The organism is Martinezella dioscoreae (assembly GCF_009176305.1).
In the GTDB taxonomy this organism is placed as follows: Bacteria; Pseudomonadota; Alphaproteobacteria; order Rhizobiales; family Rhizobiaceae; genus Rhizobium; species Rhizobium dioscoreae.
This window is the reverse complement of record NZ_BLAJ01000005.1, coordinates 40,217-54,164: the sequence shown is the minus strand read 5'-3', so window position 1 is coordinate 54,164 and position 13,948 is coordinate 40,217. Positions and strand designations below refer to the sequence as shown.

9 protein-coding genes are annotated in these 13,948 nt (G+C 60.5%); 7 read left to right on the top strand and 2 right to left on the bottom strand.

From position 1 onward, the window contains the following. From GDN47_RS21050 to GDN47_RS21030, 5 genes are all read left to right on the top strand, one after another. Positions 1-747, top strand: coding sequence for a FadR/GntR family transcriptional regulator (locus tag GDN47_RS21050; protein WP_069612144.1), 747 nt, complete (start codon positions 1-3; stop codon positions 745-747). A gap of 102 nt (positions 748-849) precedes the next feature. Further along, on the top strand, positions 850-2,211 hold the full coding sequence (glmU, locus tag GDN47_RS21045) for a bifunctional UDP-N-acetylglucosamine diphosphorylase/glucosamine-1-phosphate N-acetyltransferase GlmU (RefSeq protein WP_152094187.1): 1,362 nt from the start codon (positions 850-852) through the stop codon (positions 2,209-2,211). A gap of 113 nt (positions 2,212-2,324) precedes the next feature. Next, a complete protein-coding gene (glmS, locus tag GDN47_RS21040; RefSeq protein ID WP_152094186.1) occupies positions 2,325-4,151 on the top strand; it encodes a glutamine--fructose-6-phosphate transaminase (isomerizing) in 1,827 nt (608 codons plus the stop codon). 177 nt (positions 4,152-4,328) lie between these two features. Next, a complete protein-coding gene (locus GDN47_RS21035) occupies positions 4,329-5,030 on the top strand; it encodes a DUF502 domain-containing protein (protein WP_069612147.1) in 702 nt (233 codons plus the stop codon). A gap of 237 nt (positions 5,031-5,267) precedes the next feature. Continuing rightward, positions 5,268-6,755: an esterase-like activity of phytase family protein gene (locus tag GDN47_RS21030; protein WP_233790057.1), complete on the top strand. Its 1,488-nt coding sequence runs from the start codon at positions 5,268-5,270 to the stop codon at positions 6,753-6,755. A 44-nt stretch (positions 6,756-6,799) separates the two neighbouring features. Here the strand turns inward: GDN47_RS21030 and recG are convergent, their stop codons facing one another. Beyond that, complete coding sequence (gene recG / locus GDN47_RS21025) at positions 6,800-8,905, bottom strand: ATP-dependent DNA helicase RecG (protein ID WP_152094184.1); 2,106 nt, start codon at positions 8,903-8,905, stop codon at positions 6,800-6,802. Positions 8,906-9,078: 173 nt separating this feature from the next. Here recG and GDN47_RS21020 point away from each other — a divergent pair, with 173 nt between their 5' ends. Beyond that, entirely contained in the window at positions 9,079-9,393 is a 315-nt protein-coding gene (locus GDN47_RS21020) for an FAD assembly factor SdhE (RefSeq protein ID WP_113333761.1), read from the top strand. Further along, the gene (gene mfd, locus GDN47_RS21015) at positions 9,390-12,890 is read left to right on the top strand and encodes a transcription-repair coupling factor (RefSeq protein ID WP_152094183.1); all 3,501 of its coding nucleotides are present in this window, start codon (positions 9,390-9,392) and stop codon (positions 12,888-12,890) included. Before GDN47_RS21020 ends, mfd begins: the two co-directional genes overlap by 4 nt. Positions 12,891-12,899: 9 nt before the next feature. Here the strand turns inward: mfd and ubiA are convergent, their stop codons facing one another. Next, positions 12,900-13,814 carry a 4-hydroxybenzoate octaprenyltransferase gene (gene ubiA / locus GDN47_RS21010; protein ID WP_152094182.1) on the bottom strand — a complete coding sequence of 305 codons (915 nt, stop codon included), beginning with the start codon at positions 13,812-13,814 and terminating at the stop codon, positions 12,900-12,902. Between the last annotated feature and the right edge of the window lie 134 nt (positions 13,815-13,948).

Genomic DNA, 13,948 nt, shown 5'->3' with positions numbered 1-13,948 from the left:
TTGCGCGACCGATTGCTTGAGACCGGAAAATCAGAGGGAAAATCGCGCACGAGCCACGCTCAGGTGGTCGATGAGCTGGGCAAGGCGATCGTCTCCGGCGCGTTTCCGATCGGAAGCATTCTTCCTGGCGACAGCGAGCTTCTGCAACGGTTCAAGGTATCGCGCACGGTCCTGCGTGAGAGTATGAAGACTTTAGCCGCAAAGGGGCTTGTGGTGCCGCGTGCGCGCGTCGGCACGCGCGTCACCGAGAAGATCCATTGGAACATGTTCGACAACGAGGTGCTCAACTGGCATTTCGAAAGCGGCGTCAACAAGGAGTTCCTTCTCCATCTTTACGATATACGCATGGCATTCGAGCCTTTTGCCGCAAGCCTCGTGGCGGAAAGGGCCAGTCGAGAGGACATCGAACTGCTCCGCAGTCTTGCCGCTGCCATGGCAGCGCCGCATCATACCTCCGATAGCCTCGCGGTCGCCGATCTGCATTTCCACTTGGCAATTACGGAGGCTTCGCAGAACCCATTCATGCGATCGCTGGGCGGACTTATCGAAGCCGCACTCGTCGGCATGTTCCGCATGAGCGCACCGCCTTCAACCAATGGCTTCGCCAATATTGCGGATACGCATATGGCCATAGTGGACGCGATAGCGGCGCGTGACGGACTTTCGGCCCATAAGGCGATGGAATTTGTGATCATCGATGGGCGTCAGCATGTTCTCGAAGCTTTCGAGGCTCTTGCCGAAGCCTGAAGGTCGCCTTCAATTTCGCCGTGGTTCATCGCTCGACTTGTTGATATGAGGGGAGTCGCCCGGCCCCCGGGCGGCGCTTGACCGTATATCTCGGAGCTTGAAATGGAACGCAGCTGCCTCGCCATCATCCTCGCCGCCGGCGACAGTACCCGCATGAAGTCGTCGATGTCGAAGGTCCTGCACCCGATTGCCGGGCGTCCGATGATCGCCCATGTCATGGAGGCGATCGCCAGGACCGGGATTTCAGCGGCGGCTCTGGTGGTCGGGCGCGATGCGGATGAGGTCAGCGCGGCAGCATCGATCGGCGATATTGCCGTCGAATCCTATCTGCAGAAGGAGCGGCTCGGCACGGGCCATGCCGTGTTGGCGGCGCGCGAGGCGATTGCCCGCGGATATGATGATATTATCGTTGCCTATGGAGACGTCCCTCTGCTGACCGATGTGCCGCTTCGTGCGGCCCGCCAGGGACTGGCCGATGGCAATGACATCGTCGTCATCGGCTTTCATACGGAGCATCCCAACGTCTATGGCCGCTTGCTGGTCAAGGAAGGCGAACTGATCGCCATTCGAGAAGCCAAGGACGCCACCGATGCCGAACTGGCGATAAAGTGGTGCAATAGCGGGCTGATGGCGATCAATGGCCGCAAGGCGCTGGAGCTTCTCGACCGCATCGGCAACAACAATGCCAAGGGCGAATATTATCTCACCGATCTCGTCGAGATCGCCCGCTTGCTGGGCGGCCGCGCCGTTGCCGTCGATGCGCCCGAGGTCGAAATGACTGGCTGCAACAATCGGGCCGAGCTCGCCTTCATCGAGCGCCTCTGGCAGGAGCGGCGCCGGCAGGAGCTTATGCTGTCGGGCGTGACCATGGTGGCGCCAGAAACCGTGTTCCTCGCCTATGACACCGTGATCGGCCAGGATGCGTTGATCGAACCGAATGTCGTCTTCGGTCCCGGTGCGGTGATCGAGGGAGGCGCGGTCATCCATGCCTTCTCGCATATTGAGGGCGCCCATGTCAGCGCCGGCGCGACGGTTGGGCCCTTCGCGCGGCTGCGTCCGGGTGCGGATCTCGCCGGCGGTGCCAAGGTCGGCAATTTCTGCGAGGTCAAGAACGGCAAGATCGGCGAGGGTGCCAAGGTCAATCACCTGACCTACATCGGCGATGCGACGATCGGCGCCGGCAGCAATATCGGCGCTGGCACGATCACCTGCAACTATGATGGGGTCAACAAACATGAGACGCATATCGGCGCCAATGCTTTCGTCGGTTCCAACTCATCGCTGGTCGCGCCCATCCGCATCGGCGACGGCGCATATATTGCTTCCGGCAGTGTCATCACCGATGATGTTCCGGCCGACGCGCTGGCTTTTGGCCGGGCTCGCCAGGAAGTAAAGCCAGAGCGAGCCAAGGCAATCCGCGAGCGAGCTCTTGCCATCAAGGCAGCGAAGAAGGGCGGCCACTAAAACTCGCGTGTCGACGTAACGGTCAGAAATCGAAAGTGACCGTGACGGCAATTGAGAAAATCGCAGGAATGATTAGGACTTGCCCTCATATCTGAGGCCAGACGGAGAGCTGTATGTGCGGTATTGTGGGGATCGTCGGAACGAAGCCTGTGGCGGAGCGCTTGGTGGACGCGCTGCGGCGGCTCGAGTACCGCGGCTATGATTCGGCGGGAGTTGCGACGATCCACGACGGCGTGATGGATCGCCGCCGCGCAGAAGGAAAGCTGTTCAATCTGGAAAAGCGCCTCGAGTCGGATCCTTTGCCCGGCACGACCGGCATTGCACACACGCGTTGGGCAACCCACGGCGTTCCGAATGAAACCAATGCCCATCCGCATTTCGTCGAAGGTGTTGCTGTCGTCCACAACGGCATTATCGAGAACTTCTCCGAGCTGCGCGAAGAACTGAAGGCCGAAGGCCAGGAATTTGCTTCGCAAACGGATACGGAAGTTGTCGCTCATCTATTGGCGAAATACGTTCGCGAAGGCCTGGACGCACGTTCGGCCATGCTGAAAATGCTGAACCGTGTGACGGGCGCCTATGCATTGGCCGTGATGTTTCAAAACGATCCCGGCACGCTGATGGCGGCGCGTTCTGGCCCGCCACTCGCGGTCGGCTACGGCAAGGGCGAGATGTTCCTCGGCTCGGATGCCATCGCACTTGCGCCTTTCACCAACGAAATCACCTATCTCGTCGATGGTGACTGCGCCATCGTTAGCCATGCCGGCGCGACCATTCTCGATTTCAGCGGCAAGGAAGTGAGCCGGCTGCGGCAGATTTCCCAAGCGACCGCCTATGTGGTCGATAAGGGCAATCACCGTCACTTCATGGAAAAGGAAATCTACGAGCAGCCGGAAGTCATTTCCCACGCGCTCAGCCACTATGTCGATTTCGCCAGCCATCGCGTGCGCCCGGATGTCTCGGCCATAGATTTCGGCGGCGTGTCCGGCCTTGCGATTTCGGCTTGCGGCACCGCCTATCTTGCCGGCCTGATCGGCAAATACTGGTTCGAGCGCTATGCGCGTCTTCCGGTCGAAATCGATGTGGCCTCCGAATTCCGCTATCGCGAAATGCCCTTGTCGCCGTCGCAAGCGGCGCTGTTCATTTCCCAATCCGGCGAAACCGCGGATACCTTGGCTTCGCTGCGCTATTGCCGGGACAACGGCCTGAAGATCGGCGCCGTGGTCAACGTCAGGGAATCGACCATCGCGCGCGAATCCGACGCGGTGTTTCCTATCCTGGCTGGTCCCGAGATCGGCGTCGCCTCGACGAAGGCTTTCACCTGCCAGCTTGCGGTTCTCGCATCGCTCGCGATCGGAGCGGGCGTTGCTCGCGGCACGGTCAGCGCCAAGGATGAACAGGAAATGGTGCGCCATCTCGTCGAGATGCCGCGTATCATGGCGAATGTGCTGAATATCATCCAGCCGCAGATGGAAAGCCTGTCGCGCGAAATCTCGAAGTTCAAGGATGTGCTCTATCTCGGTCGCGGCACCAGCTTCCCGCTCGCCATGGAAGGCGCGCTGAAGCTGAAGGAAATCTCTTATATCCACGCCGAAGGCTATGCGGCCGGCGAATTGAAGCACGGGCCGATCGCGCTGATCGACGAGAATATGCCCGTCATCGTCATCGCTCCGCATGACCGCTTCTTCGACAAGACCGTTTCCAACATGCAGGAAGTGGCGGCGCGCGGCGGCCGAATCATCTTCATCACGGATGAGCTTGGCGCGGCAGCCTCGACATTGCCGACCATGGCGACCATCACCTTGCCCGTCGTCGACGAGATCATCGCCCCGATCATATTCTCGCTGCCGATTCAATTGCTTGCCTATCATACGGCCGTCTTCATGGGCACGGACGTCGATCAGCCGCGCAATCTCGCCAAATCGGTCACCGTGGAATAGGACAACTTCCGTCCCGCATTTGCCGTCACGTCGTCGTGAGCCGGACGTTTGTTCGGCTCGCGGACGCGGCTGGCGGGTTGTATGCCGCACTGATTTCTGGCACGATTCCCATACTGAGATGGTGGGGAGGATTTGCCGGGTAGCAGTAGGCGGCGGAACGGAGTTTTCGAGCGGCGAATGACTGAAAAACTCATCAAAATGTCCGTAACCACGCGGATCAGAAATAATTTCCTGGCCGGCCTGATTATCTGCGCCCCGATCGCCATTACCCTGTGGCTGACCTGGTCCGTCGTTCATTGGGCCGATAGCTGGGTTCGCCCCTATATTCCCGCGCGCTACGATCCTGAAAGCTATCTGAACTTCGCCGTTCCGGGGACCGGCCTGGTGATCGCGATGATCTTCATCACGATCGTTGGTTTCCTCGCCAAGAACCTGATCGGCCAGAGCATCGTCCGCTTCGGGGAGTCGATCGTCAACCGCGTGCCGCTGGTGCGGACCATCTATAAGAGCGTCAAACAGATCTTCGAGACTGTGTTGAAAGAGCAGGGCACATCATTCAAGAAGGTCGGGCTGATCGAATATCCAAGCCCGGGCCTCTGGTCGATGGTTTTCATATCGACCGATGCCAAAGGGGAGATCGCCTCGAAATTCAATGCCATGGGGCAGGACATGGTGGCGGTCTTCCTGCCGCCGACACCTGTGCCCACGGCCGGCTTTCTGGTTTTCGTTCCACGCGAAAAGATCACGGTGCTCGACATGAGCCCGGAGGATGGCGCCAAACTGCTGATCTCGGGCGGACTTGTATCGCCCGAATACAAGGAAGAGCTCGTCGCGGCAAAGGGGCTGCCCAGGCCAGTTCCGATAAAATCGCTGACTTAAAAACACTCCCGTTCCTGTCGTAGATTGCCTGGCCTCGCGTATCGCGCGAGCTGTCATGTCTCTATCATATTGACGCCTTAGATCGTCCTACGGGACAGGCAATCGGATGCATCGCATCATCGAACATTCGGAGTTTCGACCCCGGCTGTTGTTTTTCGACGCGGCTTGAGAGCGGGTCGGAGATGGATCTCATTGTCTCCATACGTATTTTCACTGGAGGATATTGTCTTGAAATATATGCATTCGAAGAGCTTGCCGCTGTTGTCGGCCGCGCTGGCAGCATTTGTTTTTTCTGCACCAGTCGCGGCGCTTGCTGATAATTCCATCGCAGTCCAGGGCGTGACGCTCGTCAACAAGGGACGTGTCGCGGTCGGTCGTATCCCCGCCAATCTGCGCGACAAGTTCGGCGAGACGTTCGGTTCCGGTTCGGGAATGTCGATCGACACCAAGAGCTGGGTCCGCAATGCCGACGGCACCTATAAGGGTTCGCTCTGGCTGCTGCCGGACCGCGGCTATAATGTCGCCGGCACCACCGATTATCGCGGACGTCTCAACACCATCGATATCAAGCTGACTCCGGTCGCTCCCGGCGCGACGCCGCCGGCCGGCCAGGAACAGTCGGGCGTCGAGGCCAAGCTCGCGGATACTCTGCTTTTGAAAGACAACAAGGGCAACGAAACCACCGGCCTCGACCCCGCCAACGGCGTTCGCCAGGCAGAAAGCGGTATGCCGCTTTTGCCGCAGGCACCGAACGGCAAGATCTCGCTCGATAACGAAGCTATTGCTCGGCTGCCCGACGGTTCGATGTTCATCAGTGACGAATACGGTCCTTACATCTATCGCTTCTCGGCAGACGGGCGCATGATCTCGGCCACGGCACCGCCGGCGGCGTTTCTGCCGATGCGCCACGGCGCCGTGAATTTCTCCTCGAACAATCCCGGTCCCGGTGAAGCCGCGCCCGATCCGAAGGATCCGACCAGCGGGCGCCAAAATAATCAGGGCTTCGAGGGGATGTCCCTGACGCCGGACGGCAAGTTCCTGATTGTCGTGCTTCAGTCCGCAACCCGCCAGGATGGTGGCGATTCCAGCTCTACCAGGCAGAATACACGCGCCCTGGTCTATGATGCCGCCGATCTCGACCATCTGAAACTGGTGCACGAATATGTCGTGCCTTTGCCTGTCTTTACCAATGAAAAGGGCAAGACGGCCGTCGCCGCGCAAAGCGAAATCGTGGCGCTCTCACCGACAAGCTTCCTGATGCTGGCGCGCGACAGCAACAATGGCTATGGCCAGAAGGGCGATAAGTCGCTCTATCGCAGCATCGTTGCCGTCGATGTGTCCGCTGCCACCGATATTGCCGGCGGCAAGTTCGACGGCGACACGGCTGTCGCGCCAAAGGGCGTTCTTGATCCCTCCGTCAAGCCGGCTGTCGTCAGCCAGTTCATCGACATCAACGACAGCGCCGATCTTGCGCGCTTCGGTCTGCACAATGGCGCGCCGAACGACCGTAACAACCTCTCGGAAAAGTGGGAGGCCATGTCGATCGCCAGCGTTCAGGATCCGAAGCTGCCCGACGACTACTTCCTGTTCGTCGCCAATGACAACGACTTCATCACCCAGGACGGTTTCCAGGTCGGAGCCGCCTACAAGGATGAAAGCGGTGCCGATGTCGACACCATGTTCCAGGTGTTCCAGGTCACCATTCCCGGCCTCGCCGCAAAGTAATGTCGTGAGAGACAGGGATGGACGCGGCTAACGCGTCCATCCGCTTACCCCGCTCGCAGGAACCGGATCGCCTCGTCGCGACGGAAGAGATAGAGCAGGGTGCGTACCGCGCTGCCACGCTCGCTGGTGAGCTCCGGATCGCGCTCAATGAGATAGGCGGCATCCTTGCGGGCGATTTCCAGGAGATCGGCATGGGCTTCTAGGCTGGCGATGCGGAAGCCAGGTGTGCCGGACTGGCGTGTCCCCAGAAGCTCGCCTTCGCCGCGCAGCTTCAAATCCTCCTCGGCAATGCGGAAGCCGTCTTCCGTCTCGCGCATGATCGACAGCCGCGCATGCCCAGTTTCACCGAGGGGGCCTTTGTAGAGCAGGATACAGGTCGAGGCTTCGTCACCGCGACCGACGCGGCCGCGCAGTTGATGCAGCTGTGCTAGGCCGAAGCGCTCGGCATGTTCGATGACCATGATGGTCGCGTCAGGGACATCGACACCCACTTCGACGACGGTCGTGGCCACCAGCAGACGGATCTCGCCATTCTTGAACGCCATCATCACGGCGTCTTTTTCCGGGCCGCTCATCCGGCCATGGATCAGGCCGATGCCCGGTCCAAGCGCCTTGGTCAATGTCTCATGGCGCTCTTCGACGGACATTAAATCGGATTCTTCGGATTCCTCCACAAGTGGGCATATCCAATAGGCTTTTTTACCCTCAGATAGCGCGCTTCTCAGGCGTGCGACGATGTCGCCGGTTCGTTCATTCGGAATGGTGATCGTCTGGATCGGCTTGCGTCCCGCCGGCTTCTCAGTGAGCTTCGAAACGTCCATATCGCCGAAGGCGGCGAGCACCAGCGTTCGCGGTATGGGCGTCGCGGTCATCACGAGCATATGCGGCGAGATGCCCTTCGCGGTCAGGCGCAGGCGTTGGTGAACGCCGAAGCGGTGCTGCTCGTCGACCACAGCCAGCATGAGGTTGGCATAGGCGACGCTGTCCTGGAAGAGAGCATGCGTGCCGATGATGATCTGTGCTTCCCCGGAAGCAATGCGCTCGAGGATCGCATCCCGCTCGCGTCCCTTTGTGCGGCCTGTGAGAACTTCGACGGAAAGGTTTGCACTCGCTGCGAATTTTGAAATCGTTGCATGATGCTGGCGAGCCAGGATTTCGGTCGGTGCCATCAACACGGCCTGGCCGCCGCTTTCGATCACGGCGGCAATCGCCATCAGTGCCACCAGTGTCTTTCCCGCGCCGACATCACCCTGCAGCAGCCGAAGCATGCGCTCAGTGCCCGCCATATCCTTGAGAATATCGGCAACCGCTTCACGCTGGCTGTTCGTCATCGAGAAGGGCAGGGATTCCAGTATCTTGCGGCTGATTTCTCCAGTTGCATGCACCGGCTGCCCCGCAACCTTGCGCAGCCTTTGGCGCACGAGAGAGAGCGACAATTGCCCTGCCAGGAATTCATCATAGGCAAGCCGGCGGCGCGCGGGAGATTGCGGATCGATATCGGCCGCATCTCTCGGCGCATGCAGCATGTGGAAGCTATCGGAGATCGAGGGAAAGCCCTGCCTCTGCGTAAGGGTTATATCATCCCACTCAGGCAGCTGCGGAATGCGCGGCAGCGCCGCCTCGATGGTCTTGCGCAGGAACTTCGGCGTGAGGCCGGCGGTTAGCGGATAGACCGGTTCGACGAGCGGCAGGTTTTCCGCTTCACTCTCGCGCATGATGTAATCCGGATGCACCATAGATGGGCGGCCGTTGAACCAGTCGACCTTGCCGCTGACGGTGACCGTCTCGTCGATCGGCAGCTGCTTTTCGAGCCATTGCGCCTTACCCCGGAAGAAGACCAGCGCCAATTCTCCGGTCTCGTCGTGCAGATAGACGCGATAGGGAACGTTGCTACGCGCATTCGGCGGCGGCTGGTGTCGGTCGACACGGCCGGTAATGGTGACGATGGCGCCCTGCGGCGCCCTCGCGATACCGGGCTGCTCGCGTCGGTCGATGATCGAATGCGGCGCGTGGAAAATGAGGTCGATGACCCGGCAATCGTCGATCGTTTCGCGGTCGAGCAGCTTTACCAGCAGCTCGGATACCTTCGGCCCGACGCCGGGCAGCGAAGAGATGGAGGCAAACAGCGGGTCGAGGATAGCGGGACGCATGGCCGGCAAAATGCGACGGGCAGGGCGCATTTGGCAAGGGGCAGCGGAGAACTCGATCCCTTTGAGCCCGACACTCCCCGGAAAATTGCATCGCAGGTGCTTTTTTCTTAAAAACCGGTTCCCACCTGTGAGCGCTGGTTTTATAGAGACGCATCAACATAAAGGTGTTTTTGATGACTGGGCTGACCCTCAGCAGTGCCGATCTCGATCCTCGCCGTCGGCGCATCCTTTTCCGTTGCTGGCATCGCGGCATCCGCGAGATGGATCTGGTCTTCGGCCAGTTTGCCGATAATGAGCTGCCAGGCCTTTCCGAGGCCGATCTCGACGAGCTTGAGCGCATCATGGCTGAAGAGGACAACGATCTCCTCAAATGGATTCTCGGCAGCCAGCCGACGCCGCAGCATTTGCAGACGCCTCTCTTTGAGCGCTTGGCCTCCTACAAGCCCGATTTCGAAGAGATCGCCGAAAGGTTCGGATTGACGAAATGATCCCCGGTTTCGACGCGAAGAAGCTGCTCGCCGCCAGCGAGCCGATGACGATCGGTCATGTTCCGGCTGGCCTGGAGCCGTTCCTGATTGCCGAAATGGCAAAGGCCGGCCAACCGATTGCCTATGTCATGTCTGACGGCCAGCACATGGCCGATGTCGAACAGATGCTCGGCTTCATCGCGCCCGAAATCCCGGTACTCACCCTGCCGGCCTGGGATTGCCTTCCCTACGACCGCGTTTCCCCAAGCTCCGACACCTCGGCGCGGCGCTTGGCGGCTTTGTCTGGCCTGATCGCGCATCATCGCAAGCCGCATGCAGCCATCGTGCTGGTGACCGTCAACGCCATGCTGCAGAAGGTGGCACCGCAAGATATTATCGAGAGCCTGGCGTTCTCGGCCCGTCCCGGCAATCAGGTCCGGATGGACGACATCGCGGCCCGCCTGGAGCGCAACGGTTTCGATCGCGTCGCAACGGTACGTGAGGTCGGTGAATATGCGGTGCGCGGCGGCATTCTCGACGTCTTCGTTCCCGGCACGGAAGAGCCGGTGCGCCTGGATTTCTTCGGCGATACGTTGGAAAGTATCCGTAGCTTCGATCCGGCAAACCAGCGTACAACTGGGCAGGTGCGTTCGCTCGATCTCAATCCGATGAGCGAAGTGACGCTGACGCCGGATACGATCAGCCGCTTCCGCAAGAGCTATCTCTCCGCCTTTGGCGCCGCTACGCGCGATGATGCGCTCTATCTCGCCGTATCCGAAGGTCGGCGATACGCCGGTATGGAACATTGGCTGCCGCTCTTCTATGAGAAGCTTGAGACGGTTTTCGACTATCTCAAGGGCTTCCGCTTGGTCACGGATCACACCGTGCGCGAGGCGGCCGAGGAGCGCTCCAAGCTCGTCTTCGATTATTACGATGCCCGCCTGAATTCCGGCCAGCAGACCAAGGGACAGATGGCGCAGGGCACGCCCTATAAACCGGTCACGCCGGGTCAGCTCTATCTCGACGGCAAGGCCTTCGGCAATGCGCTCGACGCCTTCGGCGCCATCCGCATCTCGCCCTTCAACGAACATGAGGGTGAGGCGCGTCGCGTCATCGAGCTTGATGCCCGCCAAGGGCCGCGCTGGGCGCGCTCCGCCACCGATGGCGCCGACAGCGAGCGCATCAACGTCTTTGACGCGGTCGTCAAGCATATTGCCGACAAGCGGGCGGCAGGCGGCAAGGTGCTCATATCCGCCTGGACCGAAGGTTCGCTCGATCGCCTGCTGCAGGTGCTTTCCGAACATGGGTTGGCGCGCGTCAAGACCATCGAGGCCTTCAAGGATCTCGGCGGCCTGGCGAAGGGTGAGGCGGCTGCCGCCGTACTCAGCCTCGAAGCCGGTTTCGAGGCCGGCGATCTCATCGTCATCGGCGAGCAGGATATTCTCGGCGACCGCATGGTGCGCCGCTCGAAGCGCCGCAAGCGCGCCGCCGACTTCATCTCGGAAGTGGCAGGCTTGGATGAAGGCTCGATCGTCGTTCATGCCGAGCATGGCATCGGCCGTTTCGTTGGGCTGAGGACCATCGAGGCTGCCGGTGCACCGCATGCCTGCCTTGAGCTGCAATATGCCGACGATGCCAAGCTGTTCCTGCCGGTCGAGAATATCGATCTGCTCTCGCGCTTTGGCGGCGAGGGCACCGAGGCGCAGCTTGACAAGCTCGGCGGCGGCGCATGGCAGATGCGTAAGGCGAAGCTCAAGAAGCGCCTTCTGGATATCGCTGGTGACTTGATCCGTGTTGCGGCCGAGCGCCTGACGCGCCATGCGCCGGTGCTGACCTCACCCGAAGGGCTCTACGACGAATTCGCCGCGCGCTTCCCCTATGATGAGACCGATGACCAGATGAACGCCATCGAGGCGGTGCGCGAGGATCTTGGTGCCGGCCGGCCGATGGACCGCCTCGTCTGCGGCGACGTCGGTTTCGGCAAGACGGAAGTGGCGCTTCGCGCAGCCTTCGTCGCTGCCATGAACGGCGTGCAGGTTGCTGTCGTCGTGCCGACGACCCTGCTTGCCCGGCAGCATTTCAAGACCTTCTCCGAGCGTTTCCGCGGCCTGCCGATCCGCGTGCAGCAGGCATCCCGCCTGGTGGGCGCCAAGGATCTGGCGCTGACCAAGAAGGAAGTGGCGGAAGGCAAGACCGATATCGTTGTCGGCACGCATGCACTGCTCGGCGCCGGCATCCAGTTTGCCAATCTCGGCCTGCTCATTATCGATGAAGAGCAGCATTTCGGCGTGAAGCACAAAGAGCGTCTGAAGGAACTGAAGAGCGACGTGCATGTGCTGACGCTGTCGGCGACGCCGATCCCGCGCACGCTGCAGTTGGCGATGACGGGTGTGCGCGAGCTGTCGCTCATCACCACGCCGCCGGTCGACCGCATGGCGGTGCGCACCTTCATCTCGCCCTTCGATTCCCTCGTGATCCGCGAAACGCTGATGCGCGAGCATTATCGCGGCGGTCAGAGCTTCTATGTCTGTCCGCGTCTCGCCGATCTTGCCGATATCCACGCCTTCCTGCAATCCGATGTGCCGGAGCTGAAGGTGGCGGTCGCGCACGGCCAGATGCCGGCCGGCGAGCTGGAAGACATCATGAACGCCTTCTATGAAGGCCGCTATGACGTGCTGCTCTCAACGACCATCGTTGAATCCGGCCTCGACGTGCCGACGGCCAATACGCTGATCGTCCACCGCGCCGATATGTTCGGCCTTGCCCAGCTCTATCAGCTGCGCGGCCGCGTCGGTCGCTCCAAGGTCCGCGCCTTTGCGCTCTTCACCCTGCCGGTCAACAAGGTACTGACCACGACTGCGGAGCGCCGGCTCAAGGTGCTGCAGTCCCTGGACACGCTCGGCGCCGGCTTCCAGCTCGCAAGCCACGACCTCGACATCCGCGGTGCCGGCAATCTGCTCGGCGAGGAACAGTCAGGCCATATCAAGGAAGTCGGCTTCGAGCTTTACCAGCAGATGCTCGAAGAGGCCGTCGCCGAGGTCAAGGGTGTCGATGAGATCCAGGATACCGGCTGGTCGCCGCAGATCTCCGTCGGTACGCCGGTCATGATTCCCGACGACTACGTGCCGGACCTGCATCTGCGCATGGCGCTCTATCGCCGCCTCGGCGAGATTACCGAGCTGAAAGAAATCGACAGTTTCGGTGCCGAAATGATCGATCGTTTCGGCCCCTTGCCGATGGAGGTGCAGCATCTCCTCAAGATCGTCTACATCAAGTCGCTCTGCCGCATCGCCAATGTCGAGAAGCTCGACGCCGGCCCGAAAGGCGTCGTCGTTCAGTTCCGCAACAAGGAATTCCCCAACCCCGCCAACCTCGTCGGCTACATCGCCAAGCAGGGCACAATGGCCAAGATCCGCCCCGATCAGAGCGTCTTCCTGACCCGCGATCTGCCGACACCGGAGAAGCGACTGCAGGGCGCGGCTGTGGTCATGACGCAGCTGGCGGAGCTGGCGAAGTAGTTGTTCCGCTTACAGCGATCCAGCAAAGGATGCTGCGGCCAATAGTATGCCTGTAAGAATATTCGCCAGAAACAGCCGGTAATTGACCTCAGGGCGTGAAAGATCGAGGCGCCAGGTCTGCCAGCCGAGATGCACGGCTATGACGAGCATTCCGACCACATAGGGCAATGACATGCCCGTCAGCCAACCACCGGCGGACCATGCAGCGACGGCAATGGCATAGAACAAGCCGATACATGCCTTGCCACGCGAGCCGAACAGGATGGCGGTCGATTTCAAGCCCAGTCGCGTATCGTCGCGAACGTCGACATAGGCGTAAACGGTATCGTATCCGATCTGCCAGGCGATAGCGCCGAGCCACATCAGAGCCGCACCGACAGGAATCGTGCCTGTGACTTCCGACCAGGCCATCAGCATTCCCCAATTGAAGGCCGCGCCAAGTACAGCTTGGGGCCAATAGGTGAAACGCTTGCAGAGCGGATAGACAAACACGAGCGGCAAGACGCTGATCGCGACAAGGCGTGTGAATGGCGTCAGGAAGAACAGAAGCGAAGCAGCGAGCGTGAGTTCCGCCACCAGAAACAGCACGGCCTGCGGCACGCCGATCTGTCCACTCGCCAATGGCCGAAAGCGTGTACGCTCGACATGCCCATCAAACTTTCGATCCGCAATGTCGTTGACAGTCGAGCCCGCGCTTCTCATCAGCAATGCGCCTAGCGAGAAAATTGCTAGCTGTCTGATATCTGGAAAACCATGTGAGGCTTGGATGAGCGCTGCCCAGCAAGGAAAAAGCGTCAGCCAAATGCCGACGGGCCGATCCAGCCGCGCAAGCCGCGTGTAGGGTCTCAACGCCGCAGGCAAACGGCGGTCCACCCAGTCACCCAGTTTTATATCGCTCAGATCGGGACGGGTGGATACGTTCATCATCGAAATCCGCAGTTTCATCGACGAAGAAAAATAGCGACTTCCGCACATCTCGCAACGGCTGGAGGCGCGGCTGCGCCAATTTAGCCTTGCGGTCGCGTCCGACCCGCGACGGCCATTTTCCGCCGCGGGCC

Coding starts and splice junctions, on each gene's coding strand:
- mfd (WP_152094183.1), top strand. CDS start 9,390: ATGATCCCCGGTTTCGACGCGAAGAAGCTGCTCGCCGCCAGCGAGCCG.
- recG (WP_152094184.1), bottom strand. CDS start 8,905: ATGCGTCCCGCTATCCTCGACCCGCTGTTTGCCTCCATCTCTTCGCTG.
- GDN47_RS21035 (WP_069612147.1), top strand. CDS start 4,329: ATGACTGAAAAACTCATCAAAATGTCCGTAACCACGCGGATCAGAAAT.
- glmU (WP_152094187.1), top strand. CDS start 850: ATGGAACGCAGCTGCCTCGCCATCATCCTCGCCGCCGGCGACAGTACC.
- GDN47_RS21030 (WP_233790057.1), top strand. CDS start 5,268: ATGCATTCGAAGAGCTTGCCGCTGTTGTCGGCCGCGCTGGCAGCATTT.
- GDN47_RS21020 (WP_113333761.1), top strand. CDS start 9,079: ATGACTGGGCTGACCCTCAGCAGTGCCGATCTCGATCCTCGCCGTCGG.
- glmS (WP_152094186.1), top strand. CDS start 2,325: ATGTGCGGTATTGTGGGGATCGTCGGAACGAAGCCTGTGGCGGAGCGC.
- ubiA (WP_152094182.1), bottom strand. CDS start 13,814: ATGAACGTATCCACCCGTCCCGATCTGAGCGATATAAAACTGGGTGAC.